17 protein-coding genes are annotated in these 21,971 nt (G+C 45.3%); 11 read left to right on the top strand and 6 right to left on the bottom strand.

Annotated elements, in window-relative coordinates:
* Positions 1-3 precede the first annotated feature (3 nt).
* Positions 4-927, top strand: a complete 924-nt coding sequence (locus ACK8OT_RS08245; RefSeq protein ID WP_410196024.1) for an immunity 49 family protein — start codon at positions 4-6, stop codon at positions 925-927.
* Positions 928-2,084: 1,157 nt separating this feature from the next.
* A complete protein-coding gene (locus ACK8OT_RS08250; protein WP_410196025.1) occupies positions 2,085-3,677 on the top strand; it encodes an alkaline phosphatase in 1,593 nt (530 codons plus the stop codon).
* 126 nt (positions 3,678-3,803) lie between these two features.
* On the opposite strand, the gene ACK8OT_RS08255 is transcribed toward ACK8OT_RS08250, so the two are convergent.
* Together ACK8OT_RS08255 and ACK8OT_RS08260 are read right to left on the bottom strand one after the other, a co-directional pair.
* A complete protein-coding gene (locus ACK8OT_RS08255) occupies positions 3,804-5,816 on the bottom strand; it encodes a methyl-accepting chemotaxis protein (RefSeq protein WP_410196026.1) in 2,013 nt (670 codons plus the stop codon).
* Positions 5,817-6,495: 679 nt separating this feature from the next.
* The gene (locus tag ACK8OT_RS08260; protein WP_410196027.1) at positions 6,496-6,939 is read right to left on the bottom strand and encodes a DUF3010 family protein; all 444 of its coding nucleotides are present in this window, start codon (positions 6,937-6,939) and stop codon (positions 6,496-6,498) included.
* 949 nt (positions 6,940-7,888) lie between these two features.
* Between ACK8OT_RS08260 and polA the strand changes: the two genes are divergently transcribed.
* The gene (polA, locus tag ACK8OT_RS08265) at positions 7,889-10,651 is read left to right on the top strand and encodes a DNA polymerase I (RefSeq protein ID WP_410196028.1); all 2,763 of its coding nucleotides are present in this window, start codon (positions 7,889-7,891) and stop codon (positions 10,649-10,651) included.
* Positions 10,652-11,066: 415 nt separating this feature from the next.
* Here polA and yihA read toward each other — a convergent pair whose 3' ends face one another.
* The gene (gene yihA, locus ACK8OT_RS08270) at positions 11,067-11,717 is read right to left on the bottom strand and encodes a ribosome biogenesis GTP-binding protein YihA/YsxC (protein WP_410196029.1); all 651 of its coding nucleotides are present in this window, start codon (positions 11,715-11,717) and stop codon (positions 11,067-11,069) included.
* A 143-nt stretch (positions 11,718-11,860) separates the two neighbouring features.
* Here yihA and ACK8OT_RS08275 point away from each other — a divergent pair, with 143 nt between their 5' ends.
* From ACK8OT_RS08275 to ACK8OT_RS08310, 8 genes are all read left to right on the top strand, one after another.
* Positions 11,861-12,484 (top strand): c-type cytochrome, encoded by a 624-nt coding sequence (locus tag ACK8OT_RS08275; RefSeq protein WP_410196030.1) that lies wholly within the window; start codon positions 11,861-11,863, stop codon positions 12,482-12,484.
* Between the two features lie 125 nt (positions 12,485-12,609).
* Positions 12,610-13,248 (top strand): class I SAM-dependent methyltransferase, encoded by a 639-nt coding sequence (locus tag ACK8OT_RS08280; protein ID WP_410196031.1) that lies wholly within the window; start codon positions 12,610-12,612, stop codon positions 13,246-13,248.
* A gap of 3 nt (positions 13,249-13,251) precedes the next feature.
* On the top strand, positions 13,252-13,824 hold the full coding sequence (gene yihI, locus ACK8OT_RS08285) for a Der GTPase-activating protein YihI (protein ID WP_410196032.1): 573 nt from the start codon (positions 13,252-13,254) through the stop codon (positions 13,822-13,824).
* Positions 13,825-14,274, top strand: coding sequence for a DUF2489 domain-containing protein (locus ACK8OT_RS08290; protein ID WP_410196033.1), 450 nt, complete (start codon positions 13,825-13,827; stop codon positions 14,272-14,274).
* A gap of 151 nt (positions 14,275-14,425) precedes the next feature.
* A complete protein-coding gene (hemN, locus tag ACK8OT_RS08295) occupies positions 14,426-15,793 on the top strand; it encodes an oxygen-independent coproporphyrinogen III oxidase (protein ID WP_410196034.1) in 1,368 nt (455 codons plus the stop codon).
* Positions 15,794-16,392: 599 nt separating this feature from the next.
* Positions 16,393-17,532, top strand: a complete 1,140-nt coding sequence (locus tag ACK8OT_RS08300; protein WP_410196035.1) for a sugar efflux transporter — start codon at positions 16,393-16,395, stop codon at positions 17,530-17,532.
* A 62-nt stretch (positions 17,533-17,594) separates the two neighbouring features.
* On the top strand, positions 17,595-18,551 hold the full coding sequence (gene coaA / locus ACK8OT_RS08305; RefSeq protein ID WP_410196036.1) for a type I pantothenate kinase: 957 nt from the start codon (positions 17,595-17,597) through the stop codon (positions 18,549-18,551).
* Positions 18,552-18,719: 168 nt separating this feature from the next.
* The gene (locus tag ACK8OT_RS08310; protein ID WP_410196037.1) at positions 18,720-19,181 is read left to right on the top strand and encodes a DUF4357 domain-containing protein; all 462 of its coding nucleotides are present in this window, start codon (positions 18,720-18,722) and stop codon (positions 19,179-19,181) included.
* Positions 19,182-19,268: 87 nt separating this feature from the next.
* On the opposite strand, the gene ACK8OT_RS08315 is transcribed toward ACK8OT_RS08310, so the two are convergent.
* From ACK8OT_RS08315 to ACK8OT_RS08325, 3 genes are read right to left on the bottom strand one after another with little or no spacing between them, the layout of a single operon-like run.
* Entirely contained in the window at positions 19,269-19,850 is a 582-nt protein-coding gene (locus ACK8OT_RS08315) for a TetR/AcrR family transcriptional regulator (RefSeq protein WP_410196038.1), read from the bottom strand.
* A 58-nt stretch (positions 19,851-19,908) separates the two neighbouring features.
* Positions 19,909-21,300 (bottom strand): sensor histidine kinase, encoded by a 1,392-nt coding sequence (locus ACK8OT_RS08320; RefSeq protein WP_410196039.1) that lies wholly within the window; start codon positions 21,298-21,300, stop codon positions 19,909-19,911.
* The gene (locus ACK8OT_RS08325) at positions 21,281-21,958 is read right to left on the bottom strand and encodes a winged helix-turn-helix domain-containing protein (protein ID WP_410196040.1); all 678 of its coding nucleotides are present in this window, start codon (positions 21,956-21,958) and stop codon (positions 21,281-21,283) included. Before ACK8OT_RS08325 ends, ACK8OT_RS08320 begins: the two co-directional genes overlap by 20 nt.
* Positions 21,959-21,971: the final 13 nt, after the last annotated feature.

Genomic DNA, 21,971 nt, shown 5'->3' on the forward strand with positions numbered 1-21,971 from the left:
TTAATGACACTACACCCCCATCACTACATCGCTATCAAGGCGCAACTGGGACAGACCATTACCAGTGAAACGAAAAAACGCGATTTCAACGAGAAGATTCAAGATTGGCAAGTGGCTTATCAAACCTATACTGGTACCGCCACCGGCAGCTGGTCGATTGACTTTAGAGGTGTGCAATACCTATTGGGTATCGGTCAGTTACTGGATGCGCCGCAGGCCATGCGCCAGCGCGCGTTAATCAATCTAGAGCAAATGGCGTATAACCCCATCTGCATGGTGGCCCATGTTGGCCAGCCCGTTACCGTGACCCTTGAGCACCGTCAGTTTTCCGGCGTAGCTGAAAGCGACGATACCTTAATGTTTAATGATTGGTTGAATGCATTTTCACTGGCGCTGATTTTACGTAACACCGAGCATATGCAAGTATTACATGGCCTAGATGAAGGCGTGTTTGCCAAAAATACCGCTGTATTAGGGCCTCGAGATTTTTATTGTGCGTTTATGCGGTTACTCAAAGGGCTGTTTACCCCAGGGGCAGATTTGGCCCGCCTGCTAGGGGATATGATTACCTATTCGGCGCCGAATTACTTTTATAGTGAAGAGAGTGCCAACGCAGCTTATCACCTATTTTTACCTGTGGTGGAATTACTTGGCGTGGTGCTAAGCAGTGAGCGTGAAACGCGGTATCAAGACGCTTATACCAAGGCGCTGGAAGCCCATAGGGCGTGGTTCACGCGCACTGATATGGATCACTTTTATCCCGAGGGTTGGATCTCACTGCCCATTACTGCCATTGCTTCTTATTGTTACCACCAATATGGCCTGTTGCCGGAATTTGAAACGGACTACACCCCACTGTGGATGATCAAAGGGGAATTTATGCCCGAGTCGGAGCTACCGCCACTGGCCAGCTTTAGTGAAGCATGAGCTAATTATTAGGTAACAATATTTATAGTGGAAATACCGGACAGCCATCTAAATAACCAAGCTATTTGATGGCGCAAAAAGCCAGCGAAAAAGGCTAGATCTGCTTTAAAGATTCGCTGCTGATTCATTAATGGATGCAAGGGTAGGCTAAAATGCTATTCGAAATCCGTAGCTCTGACTGGATGTGTAATTTTTAGGTGTGATCAATCCTGCCTGTTAAGCAAGTTACGCAGTTTGTTTGTGCAGCTGGAAAAAATTTATCCAAATCCACTCAGTCGGTTACATGCTGCTTGCCCACGGGTCCAGCTGTGGCCTGCTCGGATGCTATGTGCTGTGAGGTGCTCCCAGCTGCCTGCAGCGCTGCCAAAACTACGGCTAAAGTGGGAAAATAGGGGGCATCCATTATTCTCTCGATAGCAATGGCTACGTTGAAAAATTTGGGGCTTTTTTCATACAGTTTTGTTGCCAGTCTTTGCGGCTCTTGGCTTATGGAACCCGCAGTAGGTAGGTAAAGAACCATCGTTAGACCATACGCCTCGGTACAAGGTTTTCGTATATCAACACATCGCTCGCAAATAGCCCATTAAGCTTGCTTCGTTCAACAACTCCGCAAGCATGATGAATCGTCAGCTAAGCAAGAGGGTAAAACTGTAATAAAATGACAGCTTCATTATTTCGTTAAGCGCTTGGTTTCGTTATGTCACGCTATGGTTACATTTTATGTCACGGTATGGTTGCATGATTTTCGCAACCTATTGATCTTGCATCTTGGCTTATGACGCAGTTTGGTTTTAATTACATTGGCTGTAACTGAAACCATACAGTGACATAGATAAACTAGCCCTGAAACGCCATCGACTACAAGGTGGTGGGTAAGTTCAGAGGCCTCTACAGTTGCAAGTGGTCGCTATCAGGAATATTTCGAGCGGCAGGAGCAAGGAGAGTATTGACGTTTTGCGCCGCTGGGCATTGCTGGGCCATTAAGTTTGTCTTGAGGATTGCCGCAAATGATCTAACAGCGATCTATTCTGTGGTTATTGTGTGCTTTAGTTCTTTTAATGTTTATTGTTATTAATTTAAGCGTCTTATTCTTGTCATAAAGCGGTTTTAGTATCGCCACTCTAATACTTATTTCATCATTTTTCATAGGAAAACCCATGATACCGATGCACGTGGCAAAAAAATCTGTTCTAGCGCTTTCATTAACCCTAGCGAGTTACGCAAGTTTTGCGCAAACACCCGTAAAGAATGTCATCTTAATGATAGGTGACGGCATGGGGCCTGGCCAAATGGGTTTACTTGAAGAATATGCCCGTAAAGCGCCTAACTCTATCTACCAAGGCCGTGATACGGCGTTAACAACCCTTATTGATAAGGGCGTGCTGGGCATGTCTTTACATAGTCCAGCCGATGCTTTGGTGGTTGACTCTGCATGTTCAGCTTCTCACCTTGCTTCTGGTGTTGATGCGCCTTCTGAAGCGCTTGGCTTGGATATTGATGGCAACCCGGTTGAAAGCGTTTTAGAAATTGCCAAAAAAATGGGTAAAGCCACAGGCCTCGTGTCTGATACGCGTTTAACTCACGCAACCCCTGCGGCTTTTGCGTCGCACCAACCCCATCGTTCATACGAAAATGAAATTGCAGAAGAGATGCTTGAAACGGGCGTTGATGTGATGTTGTCGGGGGGCTTACGTTATTGGATCCCTAAATCGGCTAATGATAAAGGCGAGTTGTATCAGCAGTTGGTTAAGCAAACAGGTGGTGATATTAAAATTAAGTCTAAGCGTAACGATGAAAAAAACCTATTAACTCAAGCCGCGTCAGCAGGTTATAGCGTTGTTCATACTCGTCAGGCTTTAGCGGCGGCGCAAGGGGATAAAGTGCTTGGCCTATTTGCTTATTCAGGCATGCAAGATGGTATTGAATACAGCAATAGTAAAAACGATCCGAAGCGCTCAATGCCGGGGTTGAAAGAAATGACCCAAAAAGCGCTGGATGTACTTGCTCAAGATCCAGATGGTTTTTTCTTGATGGTTGAAGGTGGGCAAATTGACTGGGCTGGACATAATAATGACGCCGGCACCATGTTACATGAAATGCTTAAATTTGATGAAACAGTGCAGTATGTGTATGACTGGGTGAAAGATCGCAACGATACTCTAGTGGTGGTAACGGCAGACCACGAAACCGGTGGTTTTGGCTTTAGTTATTCACGTGCAGGTATCGTTCAACCAGCAAATCGTTCGGGTAGCGCATTTAAAGATCATGCATACCAGCCTAACTTTAACTTTGGTGGTCTAGCTATTCTAGATAAGTTATACGCGCAAAAAACCAGCTTCGCGAACATGCTGATTGAGTTTGATGATGGCGCTGATAAGCAGCCACAAACACTACAAAAAATCGTTAATGCAAACAGCGAGTTTGATATTACATTAGAGCAAGCTAAGGCTATTTTGGAGACTGAACCGAATCACTTTCATGACCCTAAGCATAAGTACCTAAGTGCAAAAACCTTTCCTAAGGTAGATGATTTTGAAGCTTTCTATGTTTACGGAGAAGAAATTCGCAGCGATCTAATTGGTCGTGCGATGGGTGAAGAGCAAAATATTGTTTGGGGTACGGGTACACATACGGATACGCCAGTTGCTGTTATTGCCTACGGTCCAGACGCTGTCACCGCATCGTTTTCACAGCTTTCACACCACACTGATGTGGGCCAGCTGTTAATTAAAGCCGTGAAAGGTAGCTAATAAAAATCCGCTTACCGGTAAATGAACCGAACGGAATAAAGTCATCGCATGCTAAACCCTGTACAGGCGATGCTTAAGCCGGAGTTGGCATGAAAAATACCGACCCCGGCTTGTTAAAAGGGCTAATCAACTAAACTCCACACTTGGTTTGTTAGCTTGATTGGCTCTAAATTTGAAATATTGGGTGGCTGTTTCGAGCTCACTGGCAAGCTGGGCTAGGTTACCACTGGCCTGTGAGGTTTGCGTGGCCCCTTGGCTGCTTTGTTCGGCAGCGACGCCGATATTGGTGATACTGCGGGCAACATCGGCTGTGACTTGTGATTGCTGCTCTGCGGCCACGGCGGTTTGCATTGCGTGTTCGTTTATTTGCTCCATCGTTTTGGCTACTTCATGCAGCGCCTGTTGCATTTCTTTGGCCTTTTCAAAAGTGTGTTCAGATTGGCTGGCACTTGATCGCATCGAGCTTGAAACATGGCTGGCTTGACTATTGAGCTCGCCGATAACCGATTCGATATCTTTGGTTGAAGTTTGTACCTTTTTCGCCAGTTCACGTACTTCATCCGCCACTACAGCAAAACCGCGCCCTTGCTCCCCTGCACGGGCGGCCTCAATAGCGGCATTCAGTGCCAATAAATTGGTTTGCTCGGCAATGGTTTGAATCACTTCCAGTACTTGACCTATTTTTTGGCTGTGTAAGTTAAGGGCTTCCATTTCCGATGCCGTGGTGGTGTTGAGGTTTAGCGCATCAGACATGGATTGCAAGGTGTCGCCTATTGCCCTATCAACATCGCTAAGATGACGGTTAATGTCGTTGATTTCTGATGCGGCCAAATTAGCATGATGGTTGATTTCATTGGCGGCGGCATTCATTTCTTCCATCGCGGTGGCCATCATTTCGATTTCTTTGGTTTGCTCTGCCGCAGAAATGCGGGTTTGATTGGACACCACTGAAGTCTCTTCGGCTTTTTGTGCCATCACTTGGCTGGCACTGGCAATTTTACCGAGTAAATCAGACAAGTTTTGCTGCATTTTGCCCAAGCTAGAGTAGACGCTGCTGTCGTGTGGGTTAAATTCGAAGGGGTAAGTGAGATCGCCACTTGAAATATTACTGGTGAGGCTAAGCATCTCCTTCGGCTCTCCACCTAGGGGTTGCGTGATGCTGCGGGTCGTTAACCAAGCAATCACCAAAATTAGCACGCTTGAAATAGCGATGATGTAATAAGTGATGTTGGTGAGTTTTGCTATTGGTGCTAGGGCTTCTTGCTCATCAATTTCGGCTATCAGCGCCCATTGCACGTCGCCAAATGTTACTGGGCCATAGGCGGATAATACCGGATTGTGGTTATAGTCTTGAATCAAGGCAAAGCCTTGTTCGCCACTAAAGCTGGCTTGAGTGGCTTGAGTATCAACCCCATTGCTACTGATATTGCCAGCAAATGAGGCTTCAATACTGCGATTGACCGGGTCTAAGAAGGAATCGGAACGCATTAAATTATCGCTACCCACTAGGTAGGTTTCGCCTGTTTCTCCCAGGCCTTCGCGTACTTGCATGATGGCGTTGATTTCATCGATGGATAGCTGCAAGGCGATAACATACTGCACATTATTTAGTGTGACTTGTTGACCAATAAAACCAGCTGGAGCACCTTTACTGGGGGTGTAAGGTGCAAAATCAGCAATTTGAAAACCTGATTGTTGGCTGGCTTCTTGAAACACTTCACCTAAGCCTGATTCACGGTAGGGGCCGTTACGCATATTGGTTTGATAATCTGGCTCTTTGGTGACGGAATAAAACACATCACCGGATTGATTAATCACAAACAAGTCATAATAGTTTTTTTGCTCAATAAAGGTAGTAAACAAGGCATGGTAGTTATCTATGTATTGCTCAGCTGACCGGGTGGCGTTCTCCTGCTGCAAATTTAACAACAAGCTATCAAGTACATTTAAGTCACTTTGCTTTTGCGAAAAGTAGTTATCTAGTTGAGTTTGTTTTATTTTCCACAGTCCTGACAGCTGGTCATAAGCTTGTTGAGTCAGGGCCTTGGATGAGATGTTTTCGACAATAAGACTACTAATTATCGCAGGAATTAAGCCAATCAGAACAAATAAGAGTCCGAGTTTATATTTTAGCTGCATTGATTTAGATCACCATAAAGTCACTTAAATCTAATAGTAGTGTTTGTTCTTGGGCCTGCAGATATTTTTTCGATTATTTTAGACTGATACATGAGCTTTTTATTACTAAATGGAATTTCTCATTGAGCGCAATAAATTGGTTGTGAGACATTCGCCATTCATTGCGAGGTTTATCGCTATAATTAGCTGTTGCAATGTCGGTTTTACAACATGAAAAATCGCTAGGGTTATTTTCATCATGTTGTTTTTATTGGTTATTTTTATTTTTGGTGGCGCTGGGGGTGTTGAGGCGAAGTGCTGAAGGTTTTGTTACGGCTATTTTTATCTTGGTTTTCCCCTATTATTACAACTGCAGGAAGCAAATGATGTTTAACAGGAAGTTGAACGTCGTCGTCGAACAGGAAGTTTGGCAATCAAGGAAGATGTAAGGAACGCCGCAGGATGCGGTTAGGGACACCTCCAGGACGGAGATAGAAAGCAAATCAGGATGATTTGTTAGGTTATGGATAACCGAGAAATGCAATCTAAGGATAGGCTGCTACCATAGTCAAAGTGCAGGGAGCACCAAACATCATGGAATAGATGTTGTGACTATCAGGGGCGATGTTGAAAAACATCGCCCCTTTTCTTTTGTCTACTGTTTGGTTGGCTCAAACCGAGCCAAAAATGAAACCAAAGCCTAAGCGTCTTTGTTATACATATCTCGGATCATCGTGGCGTAAGCCGAGCTGAATGCGTGTTCCTGAAATTTTTTCAATCCTGTTGCGGCAAAATCAATCGCTACTGGATTACGTTTAATTTGTTCCTTGATCTCATTGGCAGTGATTATCTCGACAGGCACGTCTTTGATCAGCTGGATTGCCGCTTCCATTTTAAATCCAATCGCACCGCCAGCAAACTTACCTTTGTGAGGTCTTGATTTGATCACGAGCTTTTCAATTTTGTAGTCTTCGACCAGTTTGGCCACGTCAAATTGAAACTTACTGAGCTGAGCTTGGTCGCTATCATCTCTCAAAATAAACTTGCGCGTGCGACATTCTGGTAACTCAAATAGCCCTTTATCAAGTGCTAATAGTGCAATAACGGCCTCGCTGCCTTGGATTTCAATGCCACAAACTCTCATTCTGCTACCTCATTGTTGTTAACTGTCACATTATATACCCAATCAAGCGCAATATGCTCGTCCAGCGAGAATTTGTTGGCCGTTTGGCGCAAGGCTGATTTGAGGATTGTTATTAGATAGAAAATAATCAATAAAACACTTGCAAATGATAATTAATATCATTACTATTTGTTTCGTTGTCCAGATACTCGCAAAGCACATTGCTTTTTGATACATGGCACGACATTGCTCACATTGCTTCCAGTTTACCGACTCTTTTTAGAGTCGGTTTTTTTTTTGGAAAACGGGCTAAGGTGAAGTAAATACTGCTTTACAATGTAAATGATATTTATTATCATTTATTTCGTTGGCGCTAACCCATTGTAATCTGGCATGGTTTTAAATGAGTTAACGCAAGCACGACTTTGCTCACATTGCTTTTTTCTCAGCGTTTCGTTGAATTTGGGGGCTGCTGTTAATTAACTTCTGTCATTCACTATCCAGTTAAGCTAGCAGCGGCACCCAACTCTTTTCTTTTGCGATATTTCCCACCAAAATACTCCGGCTCAGTTAGTTTTTTCCGCTGAATTTCTTGCTAAATATCAAGTGTTGTAAAAAATCAACAAATCTTTTCCACAATCATCACAAATATCGATACCTCTAACAGCATCAAGTCATAGCTTATTTGTCTATATCTATCATAGGCTTACTGTTTGCTTGTGAATGGGTATTACCAAAATGTTACATTTAAGATGTTTTTGTGAACAGAGATATCCACAGGCTAGCGGTGAGTTCTTGTGTATAGGCGGTGTTTAAAGTGAGGCATTGAAAAAACGCTGTCGATAATGCCGATTTCGTCAGATAGGCTGCTCATAACCCTGCAGATTGCGAAAAATCCCGTCATAAACATAGAGCCGATGCGGTTGATATGGCATCCTTACGGCATTCATTCTAATGACAGAACACGACTATGCCACAAATACCCGAAAACCCATTTATTCTTGTTGATGGCTCATCTTATCTCTATCGCGCATTTTTTGCGCCTCCTCACTTAACCAACTCGGCGGGTGAGCCAACCGGTGCCGTGTATGGCGTAGTCAATATGTTGCGTAGCTTGATTAATCAGTTTTCGCCTAGTCATATCGCGGTGGTATTTGATGCTAAAGGCAAAACATTTCGCGATGAAATGTTTCCCGAATACAAGGCGCAGCGTCCATCGATGCCCGATGATTTACGGGTTCAAGTGGCACCCTTACATGACATTATTCGTGCCTTAGGTTTACCCATTATTATTCATGAAGGGGTGGAAGCCGACGATGTGATTGGCACCTTGGCAAGGCAGGCCAGCGCCCAAGGCATCCCGACCTTAATCAGCACTGGCGACAAAGACATGGCCCAGCTGGTGGATGAGAATGTATTACTGATCAACACCATGACTAATACCGTGTTGGATCGCGATGGGGTGGTTGAAAAGTTTGGTGTGGGTCCTGAACTGATCATAGATTATCTCGCCTTGATGGGAGACAAGGTGGACAATATTCCGGGCGTGCCGGGAGTGGGTGAAAAAACTGCCGTCGCTATGCTACAAGGTATTGGCAGCATGGATGAGATTTATGCGCGCCTGGATGAGCTACCAGCCTTAGGCTTTCGCGGTGCTAAAACCATGCCGGAAAAAATGCGTAAGCACGAAGCTGAAGCCAGAATGTCTTATACCTTAGCCACAATTAAAACCGATGTAGAGCTAACCGAAGCTTATGCCGATTTGACCGCTCAGCCGATGGACAAAGACAAGCTGATCGAGCTTTATGGCAAAATGGAGTTTAAGCGTTGGCTTGCTGAGGTGTTAGATGGCGCGACAGTGGCAACGGTGAACTCATCTGAGCCAGCAGAAGACAGTGCGCCGCTGGTGAGTGGGCTAAGCAGTGAAAATTATGAAACCATATTGACCCAAGCCCAGCTTGATACATGGCTACAAAAATTACAGCAAGCGCCATTATTTGCTTTTGATACCGAGACCACCAGTGTTGATTACATGGTGGCCGAGCTGGTTGGCTTTTCTTTTGCGGTGGCGCCCGGTGAGGCCGCCTATTTACCCGTCGCCCATGATTACCCAGATGCGCCCGAGCAGTTAGCCTTGGATGACGTGTTGGCGCAATTAAAACCGATATTAGAAGATAAAACACAAGCTAAGGTACTGCAAAACCTTAAATATGATGCCAGCGTGCTGGCTCGCTATGGGGTGCAATTGTGCGGCGCCCAATTTGATACCATGTTGGAATCTTATGTCTTTAATAGTGTATCGAACCGCCATGACATGGATAGCTTGGCATTAAAATATTTGGGCCATAAAGCCATCAGCTTTGAAGATGTCGCGGGTAAAGGTGCGAAACAGCTCACCTTTAACCAAGTGCCGTTAGAAACTGCTGCCACTTATGCGGCAGAAGATGCCGATGTGACTTTACAACTACATCAAACCTTGTGGCCTAAGCTGGCCAAAGAGCCTACCCTGGAGCAGCTCTATAACGAGATTGAGCATCCTTTGGCTGCGGTACTTTCAAATATTGAGCGCACTGGGGTGTTGATTGATAGCCAGTTGTTACAGGCACAAAGCCAGCAGTTGGGTGAAAAGATAATTGAGCTAGAAAACAAAGCCCATGCCATTGCTGAGCAGCCGTTTAATTTAGGCTCACCTAAACAGCTACAAGAAATTCTGTTTGAAAAGATGAAGTTGCCTGTGGTGAAGAAAACCCCTAAAGGCGCGCCATCAACCGCAGAAGAAGTATTACAAGAGTTGGCTTATGACTATCCATTGCCGGCGGTGATTTTAGAGTACCGCAGTTTAAGTAAGCTTAAATCGACCTATACCGACAAATTGCCGAAAATGGTGAACCCGGCGACGGGGCGGGTACATACCTCGTATCATCAAGCGGTAACGGCGACGGGGCGTTTGTCGTCAAGTGATCCTAACTTACAAAATATTCCGATCCGCAATGAAGAAGGACGTCGTATCCGCGAAGCCTTTATTGCTAAACCGGGCAACAAGATAGTCGCTATCGATTACAGTCAAATTGAACTGCGGATCATGGCGCATTTGTCGCAAGATAAGGGCTTGTTGGATGCCTTTGCTCAAGGCAAAGACATTCACCGTGCCACTGCCGCAGAAGTGTTCGGGGTTGCCCTTGATGCAGTCACCAGTGAGCAACGTCGCAGTGCTAAGGCAATCAACTTTGGCTTGATTTATGGCATGAGTGCATTTGGCTTGGCCAAACAACTGGGCATTGGTCGTCAAGAAGCGCAGCAATACATGGACTTGTATTTTGAGCGCTACCCAGGTGTGCTGCGTTATATGGAGTCCACGCGCGCCGACGCTGAGCAAGACGGTTACGTGCAAACCTTAAAAGGACGCCGCTTACATTTACCCGATATCAAGGCGCGCAATGCGATGCGCAAAAAGGCGGCAGAGCGCGCTGCGATCAACGCGCCCATGCAAGGTACGGCAGCCGATATTATCAAGCTGGCGATGATCAAAGTCGCGGATTGGATTGAACAACAAGCCGACGATAGTATCCAAATGATCATGCAAGTACACGATGAATTGGTGTTTGAAATTGCCGAGTCTAAAGTCGCTGATTATGTGCCGCAATTGCAACAGCTGATGGAGCAAGCCATGACCCTAGATGTGCCCTTAGTAGCCGAAGCGGGAGTGGGTGACAACTGGAACGAAGCACACTAATAATCGCTGTTTACGCTGCTTTGACTTGTATCTTATTTAGTCAAAGTAGCGAGAGGACGGATTTACTGTTTTAGATCAAAAGATGTAAATAAATTACAAATTTACGCTTTATCTAAGCAAAAGCTTTGTCTATAGTTTGTTCTGTAGGGTACAGAGGGAAGGATATTTCTAGACACTCTATCTAGATTTTTATCTTTCAGACCTTTTATTTCACGTATTGAATAAAGCTATTTTAAGCGCCTTGGCAGTTTGCCAAGGCTTTTTTTTGGCTGAAATTTGGCAAGCCAATTTTCTCTTTAGAATGAATTCAAAATACAAATTTGTTGCTTGCTAACAAAATTTGACTTGGGGTGTGTTGTTAAACACCGCTTTTGTCAGCTCATTCGCATTGAGCAAATGAGCTGCTTAATGTGCACTAGGCTTCAGGCTGGCCTTGCGCTTCATCATCTTGGATGTCTTCTTCGCTGTAGTACCAAGCATCTAGTACCGCTCTTAGGCGATCTAGGCCGATGCCTTTGGTTGAAGAAAACGCTTCCACCGTCACATCGCCTTCGAAGGTTTTGGCTTCTTGGCGCATTTTGGTCACCGTGGTTTTACGCAACCCTTGCTTGAGTTTGTCTGCCTTGGTTAATAGGCATAGCACGGGCAGATTGCTGTCCACCGCCCAGTAGATTAAATCTTGGTCGGAATCTTTAAACGGGTGGCGAATATCCATCAATACCACTAAACCTTTAAGAGACTCGCGTTTTTGCAAATATTCGCCAAGGGCTTTTTGCCAGTTTTTCTTCATGTCTTCTGGCACTTTGGCGTAACCATAGCCAGGTAAATCGATAATGCGCTTGTTTTCGGCCAGTTCAAACACGTTGATTAACTGAGTGCGACCCGGCGTCTTACTGGTGCGAGCTAAGGTTTTTTGTCTGGTTAGTGCATTGAGCGCGCTAGACTTACCGGCATTAGAGCGACCTGCAAATGCAACTTCAATACCTGTGTCTTCAGGCATTTGGCGGATATCAGGCGCACTGGTAATAAAGTGAGCCAGGTTGTAATTCATGGTTTGCTTGGTCAAAATGCGGTCTCCAGCGGGAAAGTTTTACGTATTGATTACTTTTTTTTAAAATTGTGTAAAATATGCGAGTTCATAAAAATAACGATTGTAGCATGCGCGGATTCGCATGTGATCTGGAAGCTTAATAATAAAATTGGATAGCCATGAAAAACATAGCGCTAGCTCTAGTAGCAATGATCGGGTTCAGCGGTGCCGCTTTAGCACAAGGTGATGCTGCTGCAGGAGAAACTAAATCAGCAACGTGTGTTGCTTGTCACGGGGCGGATGGTAACTCACCAACCGATATGTACCCTAAATTGGCAGGCCAGCATCCTAAGTACCTAGAAAAGCAACTTAAAGAATTTAAGTTAGCCATGGAAACGGGTGGTGAAAAAGGCCGTAATAACGCCATCATGGGTGGTATGGTTGCCGGCTTAACCGAGCAAGATATGGCCGATTTAGCCGCATATTACGGTAGCAAAGCCATGTCGCCAGCGACGACACCAGCAGACGTTGTAGAAGCAGGTCAAAAGCTATACATGGGCGGAGATGCTGCGCGTGGTATTCCATCTTGTACTGCATGTCACGGACCGCGCGGCGAAGGTACTGAGTTATCTGGTTTTCCAAAAATTTCAAGCCAGTACCCTGCATACATCAAGTCACAGCTTGAGCAATTTCGCAGCGGCGAGCGCAACAATGACATGAATGGCATGATGCGTGATATTGCGAAGAAATTAACAGACGAAGATATTGCTATCTTGTCTAAATACATTGCAGGCTTACACTAGTTACTGATAGGCAGTGAGTTAGGAGTCTACTCCGCCCCCGCTGCTGACTATGAAATGGCTGCAACTAATTGACTGTACTGGCTTTATAGTTAGTACAGTCTTTTGTGTTTCTGGAGGTTGTTAATTTGGACTCCTGTCCATTATGTGCGAGTCATGCGGTACGCTTTTTCTTGGTCGATAAAAAGCGCAACTATTACCGCTGTCAGAATTGTGATTTACGCTTTGCTGATGCAGAACATTTTCTGCACGGCAGTGCCGAGAAAGCCATCTATGACTGCCATGTTAATGATCCACAGGATCTGCGTTATCAAGGTTTTTTGAATCGATTGACGGCCCCATTATTAGCTCAGCTTGCGCCTAAATCGAGTGGCTTGGATTATGGCTGTGGTCCGGGACCAACGCTATCAAACATGTTAGCGGAGCAAGGACATCAGGTCGCACTTTATGACCCGTTTTACTACCCTGAGCGTGCTGCATTAGCTAAGCAATATGATTTTGTGACTTGCACCGAAGTAGTAGAGCACTTTTATCGACCCGCTAAGGATTGGCCGAAATTATTTGCACTATTAAAGCCTCATGGGTGGTTGGCTGTGATGACACAGCTGGCCAGTAGCGATGCGCAATTTCAGCGTTGGTATTACAAGGGCGATCCCACCCATGTTAGTTTTTATAGTCAAACCACGATGAACTGGATTGCGGCGCAATTCAATTGTCAGTTAGCATTTTATGATGCAGACGTTATGCTGTTTCAACGTAGAGAATAAAATATGTCACGTCAGAAGAAGACACGTAAAGTGAATGCCAATGGCCCTAAATTGGGCGAACGCATTAAGGTAAATCAAGAGCAAGCTCGATTACAGAAAAAGCAATCTAAACGTAAGGGCTTAAAAGCGGGCAACCGTAATGCGCAGGAAAAAGTAGAGGTTGAAGTTAGCCAACATCGCGCGCCTAAAGATCCTCGCGCGGGCAGTAAAAAGCCGATCCCATTAACGCCAGAGCAAGCGCAGCAACAAGCGCCCGTTGAGCTGGCTCAATATCAGCCGAAGGCGAAATTAGTTAGCAATAAGCCAAAACCTAAACTGTCTCCAGAAAAAGAATTAGCGCAATTAGAATCCGATGAGCGTTTAGCCTCGTTATTAGATAAGTTGGATGACGGCGAACAGCTTAATGCGAAAGATATGAAGTGGGTTAACCAGCAGATGGCTCGCCATCAAGCTTTGTTAGAACAGTTAGGCTTACTTGAAGAAGATGAAGTCGGTTCGCCGGATGAAGACGCCATGTTCGATGCATTTAGCAATTTAGATAATAGTTGGATGGATAACCTAGATAAGGATAAATAGATGTTGTGGTGGGTGTTGGCCGGAGTGGGCCTAATTGTAATTATGGGATTGTCGGTTTATGCCGGTATCTTGTTGCGCCGAGTTAAAGAGCAGCAGCTTGCGTTGCAAAAGGTGATTAACAAACGCAATGCAACCTTGATGGACAGCATTACCTTGATTGCTAAAGCCATGGTGCAAGGACAGTGTAACTTATCGGAAGGTGCGATTCGCTTAACGGTGTTGCTAAACGAATTAAAATTGGCTAACCCGATTAACTTTGATGAGAAATATCCAAATCTTCACGCCTTATATCAAGTGGTGAAGGATATGCCGACTCACGAAGTGCGTAAGGAACGAAGCAAAAAAGAAATCCGCCAATTAGATGCCGAGCGCGAAAAACACGAACAGCGCTTAGAAGCCAGCATCATAGAAGAAATGAAACAACTGCAAGATTGGCAGTTGCCTGCTTAATCTCTTGCTCGGCAGTGCGTTGGCACTGCCTTTCTCACCTGTTTAAATGCAATTTATCTCGCTTTTTTGTTCTTGCTCAGCTTTGCCCTGCTTCAGCTATGCCATAATTTGTCACAGATTTGCTAATAGGCTGTAACACAAGGTAAAAATAGTGGAAAAAATAGTTTGGGATCAAGGGCTAATTGAAAAGTATAACTACAGTGGGCCTAGGTACACTTCGTATCCGACGGCGCTGGAGTTTGCCGAAGACTTTAGCTACCAAGATTTACTGCATGCGGCGCAACGTTATCCCGATCGCCAGCTGTCGCTATATGTGCACATTCCATTTTGTCACAAGCTTTGTTACTACTGTGGTTGCAACAAGGTGATCACACGCCATCAACATAAAGCGGACCAATACCTTGATTACCTAGAGCAGGAGATCAAGTTACAGGCTAAGCATTTTAAGCATCGTAAAATCAGTCAGCTGCATTGGGGTGGTGGCACGCCGACTTTCTTATCCCCCGCACAAATTACCCGCTTGATGACCTTATTACGCAGTGAATTTAACTTTTTGCCCGATGCGGAATTAAGCATTGAAGTGGATCCGCGCGAGATCGAGTTAACCACCATCGACTTATTAGCCGAGCAGGGCTTTAATCGCTTAAGTTTGGGCATTCAAGATTTTGATAAGCAAGTTCAGCAAGCGGTAAACCGCGAGCAAGACGAAGACTTTATCTTTACCTTATTGGCGCGGGCTAAAGCCCAAGGTTTTCGCTCGACTAACCTTGACCTGATTTATGGCCTGCCGCATCAAACCAAAGCCAGCTTTGCCCGCACGCTAGAAAAAGTGATGGAGATAGCGCCCGCTCGCCTGACGACCTTTAACTATGCCCATTTACCGAGTCGCTTTGCCGCGCAGCGCAAATTAAAAGAAGCCGATATGCCGAGCCCACAACAAAAGCTCGATATACTGCAACATACCATCGAGTATTTAACCGATCAGGGTTATGTGTTTATCGGCATGGATCACTTTGCTAAGCCAGAAGACGAGCTGGCGCGCGCCCAAGCGCAGGGAATATTGCATCGTAACTTTCAGGGCTATACCACCCAAGGTGATACTGATTTATTGGGTTTAGGGGTGTCTTCCATTAGTCAGATTGGCGATTGTTATTCGCAAAACCAGAAAGATTTAAAAGCGTATTATCAGCAAGTTGAGCAATTAGGTCACGCCCAATGGAAAGGGGTAGCCTTAAGTGAAGATGACTTGATCCGACGTGCCGTAATTAAACAATTAATCTGCAATTTCAATTTATCATTTGAAGCCATTGAGCAAGATTTTGATATTGATTTTAAAGCGTATTTTGCGACGGATTTAGCCTTGCTCAAGCCTTTTGTGGACGATCAGTTAGTCAGTATTGATGAGTCAGGTATTCAGGTTGAAGCCAAAGGCATGCTGCTGATCCGAAATATCTGCATGTGTTTTGATGTCTACTTACGTCAACGCGCTCATCAACAACAGTTTTCTCGGGTTATCTAACCTGAGCTTTGGATAAGCTATACCCAAGACACTTCAAGATGCAGGATTCAGAGCCGCTCATTCTGTTCAGTTTGAGGCAAAAAGACGAAGGAATGGCGTTCCCTTTCGAGGCTTTTTAACGACAAAATGGACATAATGAGCGGCTCCCAAAGGGCGAGTTTTGTAGGCTGTTATGCTTTGTTGCTGATTTTCAACGTAGAATGACTATGTCTCAAATCAGCGTCGCGCCTAACGACCTGCGGCCAAGGCCTACAAATTCTCGCTGAACAAGCATCTTGAAGTAACTTGGGTATATATCGTATGAGTAATCTGCAAAAACGCGGTGAATATGTCCCTATACGCTCTGCGTTTTCATCCCTGAAAACGAAGTTTTGCTACTTATCCATACGATATTCATTGGCTGGCTCCATTAACCACAATTGAGGCTGTCTAGTTTTTTTGGCTAGTGCTTAGCCTTAAATTACGCTAATACCGACACATCCACTGCTGCATTTTTTACCTAAAAACCGTAAAATGCAGCTCCCATTTCTTATCTCTTCTCAATTATTGTGATTACTCGTTACTGGCGCTCTCTGTTTCCTAATCAGCAGGTCGACTCTGTGTCGCTGTCGCTCTTGTTTTGCTGTTTTGGTATCGGAGTCGCTGGCTCATTTACCATTCCCACCATGAGCTTGTTTATGAATGACGAAGTGGCCGTGAGGCCTGCTTTGTTAGGAGCTTTTTTTGCGACTCTAGCTATCGCGGGCGTGGTCGTAAGTCAGGTCATTGGTTGGTGGTCAGATAAAGGCATCGACAGGCGCAAACTGATTTTGGCATGTAACATGATGGGGGTGATCGGCTTTACCATTTTTGCCTTTAGTCGTGATTACTGGGTGCTGTTGATTTCTGCGCTTATCTTTATGAGTACCTCATCGGCTGCGCTGCCACAAATGTTTGCTTTGGCACGGGATATTTTAGATAGACGCGGTCAAAACGCGGAAAAATTCAGTTCATTTTTACGGGCTCAGATTGCGCTGGCTTGGGTGGCAGGGCCGCCTCTGGCCTTTTTTATCGCCGATGGTTTTGGCTTTCGCTTTTTGTTTTTATTCGCTGCATTTATGTATGTGGTGTTAGCGATTGTTGCTTTCTTCCATTTGCCTAAATTAGCTCCCGTGGCTCATGTGGCACACAACAATGCTGTGCAAGTGAGCCTTTGGCGGGACAAAGACTTGCTTGCCTTGTCGGCGGCGTTTGTATTGATGTACGCCGCTAATAATATGTATTTGATCAGTATGCCATTGTACATAGCCAATGAGCTAAGTTTGGCACCTGAATTGGCCGGTATGATGATGGGCGGCGCGGCTTTGTTAGAAATCCCTGTGATGTTAATGGCAGGTAGCTATGCCCTACGTTTTGGTAAGCATCGTTTGATCTGTTACTCCATTTTAGCGGGTACCGTGTTTTATATCGGGATGTTGCTGAATCAAACCTTGTGGGGATTTTTAGCGCTGCAGCTATTTAACGGTATTTTTGTTGGCGTGACCTCGGCTTTGGGGATTTCCTATTTTCAAGATTTAAAACCCAATAAAGTAGGGCAGGTGACCACACTTTATTCTAACTCAATCAAAACGGGCGGTATTCTTAGTGGGGTAATGGCCGGTTTTATCGCCGATAGCTTTGGCTTTTATGCGGTGTTTTTTGCTTGCATGCTACTCACCATTTTGGCGTTTGTGACCGTATTAAGGGTGCGAGATGTCTAAAACCCTTGTGATTGAGGCGCACTCTATTGTATGTTGCGCCCTCGCCTGACAGGAAATTTGCCATGCCTATACTCGATAACAAAGAGCTGGTGCACTCAGCTTATTTAGAATTCACCCGCCAAAGCTGGGCTGAGCTGCGCGATAATGTGCCCTTGACCCTGTCGGAGCAAGATCTGGCGAACCTAAAAGGGATTAACGAAGATATCTCATTACAAGAAGTGGTCGAGATTTATTTGCCTTTATCGCGTCTACTGAATTTGTATGTGGAAGCCAGACAAAAACGCAGTACGGTGCAGGGGCAGTTTCTAGGCGTTAAAGATTTTCACGTGCCTTACATTATCGGCATTGCCGGCAGTGTGGCAGTAGGTAAAAGCACCACGGCGCGGATCTTACAGGCGCTGCTGTCTTGTTGGAGCGATCATCCTAAAGTTGCGCTGGTTACCACAGACGGTTTTTTACATCCCAACCGTGAGCTAGAGCAACGTGGTCTAATGGCAAAAAAGGGCTTTCCAGCCAGTTATGATATCCGTAGTCTGGTCAAGTTTGTGTCTGATATTAAATCGGGCAAGCCTAAGGTTAGCGCGCCGGTTTATTCACATTTGCAATATGACATAGTGCCGGATCAATTTCAGGTGGTTGAACAACCCGACATTCTGATCTTAGAAGGCTTGAACGTGCTGCAAAGTGGTATGGATTATCCTGACCAGTTGCATCGTGTTTTTGTCTCTGATTTTGTTGATTTTTCTTTATTTGTTCATGCCGAGCAAAAGCATTTAAAGCAATGGTACATTGAACGCTTCTTAAAATTCAGAAGCGGCGCGTTTACCGATCCTAAGGCTTATTTCCATCATTACGCCAGTTTGTCGGAAACCGAAGCAACCAAAACCGCGAGCCGAATTTGGGACGAGATCAACGGGGTTAACTTGATTGAAAATATCAGTCCAACCCGAGAGCGTGCCAACTTGATCTTAACCAAAGGCGCGGGTCATGAAGTTGAGCGGATCTGGCTAAGAAAATAATGCTAGAGGTTGTGATTTAGCAAGCAATCTCAACATTAGATAAACTTTTTAGCGCACATTTTTGCGCTTTTCTATTTTCCCCTGTGCCCCATTCTTGTTGTAATAGCCGCTTAATTAATCTGTGGCAAGCTGCAACGGCTTGCTTGATTTTGGCTAGGGAAGGTTGATGTGAATAACTCAGTGCAATTTTTAGTTGATGCCAACGGCGTGCGCCAAGCGGTGGTGATCCCAATCGATTTATACAATGAGTTAATCAACTTAAAGCAAGAGATCAGCAGCCTTAAACCGGCGCAACAAGAAAGCTATCAGTTTCAAAGTAAAGAGGCACTCGCAACAGGTTATCCAAAAGGAGACGTGGCTAAGCCGAGCTTTGTGGTGTTGCGCGGCTCTACTGCGAATTATTCTAACGTGGGGTCTTTGCGACCCGCCATTAAACAGTTGCGAGATCAATTGATTGCTGATGGGATAGTTGTTGTACAAGGTGAACTATTGTATTTCAACAAAGAGGTTGAGTTCACCAGTCCGAGCATGGCTGCCTGTTTTGTCGCTGGCAATGCCCGCAGTGGCTTAGATGCTTGGGTTAACAGCCAAGGGAAGTCGTTAAAGCAATCGGGTTACGGTAAAAAGTAACATCCCCTGTAATTGTGGGAGCTGCAGTAATGCAGCGATTAACTATGAGCTCAAATCGCCCCATGACAGGGGCTCCTACACAAAGTGTTAGCTTTTGCTGCTAGCCACTAATTGGCTGAAGGCCAGCTGGAAATGGGCATGGCTTTGCTGTGGCTCGAGCCATTGATACCAGCATGCTCCAAGGTAAAGGCTGTTGAGCCGAAATACAAAATAATCTAAATCAAGATCGGCCTTGAATTGGCCATGATTGATAGCCTGCTGAGCAACTTGTTTAAGCTGATCACACCAGCTTTGTTGTTGCAATTTAAGCTCTTGCGCAACTTCATCGCCGATATCATCAAAATCAATGACCGCACCGATAAAAAAACAGCCGCCACTAAAACGTTGATTCCACTGATACCAGTGTTCGGCAAGTTGGGTTAAGCGCTCGAGAGGATCGGTCAGGTGACGCGTCGGCTTGACCACACGTTCACTGAATACCAATTGCGCATATTGCACCAGATCTAACTGTAACTTTTGCTTGGATTTAAAGTGGGCATACACCCCGCTTTTTGACATGCCTCGCGCCTTAGCTAAATTGCCTATGGTTAAGCTACTTAAACCAATGCGGCTCGCCAGATCGAGCGCTGTGCGTAAAATGGCCATGCGGGTGACCGTGCCTTTTTTCATCGCAGCCTCTTAAATCAACTATTTGGGCAATGTATTAATTAATAGTTCGCTCGTACTATTATTTCAATTGGATGGGTGGCTGTAATACATTTTCTGAGAAGTGAATGTCGATGCGTAAGCCGGGGTGATTATCACTCAGTTCAATTTTGCCTTGATGCAGGCTGATAATGGCTTTAACGATGGATAGTCCCATACCAAAGCCGGCGCTGTTGCGGCTTTTATCCAAGCGATATAGGCGCCTAAATACTCGCTCAAATTCGTGCTCTGGGATCCCATGGCCATTATCCGCTATGGTCACACCGTCATGGTGTAGCTCAATGGTGATCTTGGTTTCAGGCGGGCCATATTTAACCGCGTTATCGACTAGGTTGTAGATGGCTCGAAACAGTAAGTTAGGATCGCCATTAAGTAAGCAAGGGGCATTGTGCTTAAGCTCAATTTGTTGCTCCTTATCTTCGGCGATGGGCTGGATAAGATCTTGCACGTCTTGGCAGATGGCAAGTAAGTCACAGGGTTTGTGCTCTGCGCCCGATACCCCTTTCTCTAACCGTGACAGTTCAAGCATGGCATTGAAGGTATCCATTATATGATCCAGCTCTTGCAGCAAAGAATGGCGCCATTCTAAATCATGCTCATCAAGTTGGGCGTGTTGCAAGGTGTCTTCAACGCGGATGCGCAGGCGGGATAATGGGGTTCTTAGATCGTGGGCAATATTATCGGTGACACTGGATACTGAGCCAATCAGCTCATCTATCTCGTCTAACATCTGATTAATCTGCATGGCGATATGGTCAAATTCATCGGCTTCACTGCTGATAGGTAAACGAGCTTGTAGCCGTCCAGCTTTTACCTCTGAGGTTAAGCGGTTGATTTGTCTCACCCTGTGCAATACCCGAGCATTAAAGATAAAGCCAACCACTAAGGTAAAGATCATGCCCGCGCCCAATGCGCTTAAACTGGCGGTGGTAAAGCTTTGATCTAATGCATCTTGGCTATCATCAATTAAGCCCACCAATAAGGTGCCAAAGGGGGTTTTAAGCCGAGTTGCCATGACTTTTTTCAGTTCCATTTCCCCTAGGTAGTTGGTGGCGAGAATGGGGAAGTGCTGCACGTTTGGATATTGTGGAATATTTTGCGGTAAGTGATTTAGGTTACCATATACCTTGTTATCACGGCGCAGGGCCAGCACCATGTTGTTGGTTTGCGATGCTCGCTCCACCACTGATTGAATAAAGCTTTGCGTGGTCATGCTGTTGGCATTGGCAAGCGAAATAAAGCCTTCGGCGGCAAGGCTTAACCGCTGACTTTGCTCACGTTGTTGGCCGGCGATGGAAAAGTGATAAACCATCGCTAAGATGCCGCCACTGATAAATAGTACCAGTAAGGTAAAGGCCAGTGTAAAGCGCCAAATCGAGGTGCGGGTGAAGATACTAAGGTGTTCTGACAACATAACCAGCACCACGTACGGTATGGATCAGTTGGCTTTCCCCTTCTTCTTCTAGTTTTTTACGTAGCTTAGCGACGTGAACATCGATCACATTGGTTTTCGGATCGAAATGATAGTCCCACACAGATTCAAACAATAAGGTGCGCGATACCACTTGGTCTTGATGTTCAAGCAAGTAACGTAACAGCTGAAATTCTTTCGGTTGTAGGCGGATCTCGCGGCTGCCGCGCGTGACTTTGTGACCCACCAAATCCATCACTAGGTCAGCAATGCTTAACTCGGTGACTTGCTGTGGTTGATGTTGTTTGCGTTGCATTAGAATTTCGGCGCGTACCAATAATTCTTGAAATGAAAACGGTTTGGTGAGGTAGTCATCACTGCCTGCTTTTAGGCCCTTGATGCGCTCATCTACATGGCTGAGTGCGCTTAAAAAGATCACTGGGGTTTGATTGCCAGTGGCACGCAGAGCAGACAGTAATTTAAGGCCATCCATCTTAGGTAACATGCGATCGAGTACAATCAAATCATATTCTTGGGTGGTGGCTAGAAATAAGCCATCGGGGCCTTCGGTTGCCGTGTCAACGGTATGTCCTTGCTCTTGAAAACCTTTTTGAATGTACTCTAAGGTCGTAATATCGTCTTCGATGGTGAGGATTTTCATTTTGTTCCTTGTT

It is taken from the genome of Motilimonas thetidivivens (assembly GCF_046452435.1).
Taxonomy (GTDB): Bacteria; Pseudomonadota; Gammaproteobacteria; order Enterobacterales; family CBDFNC01; genus Motilimonas.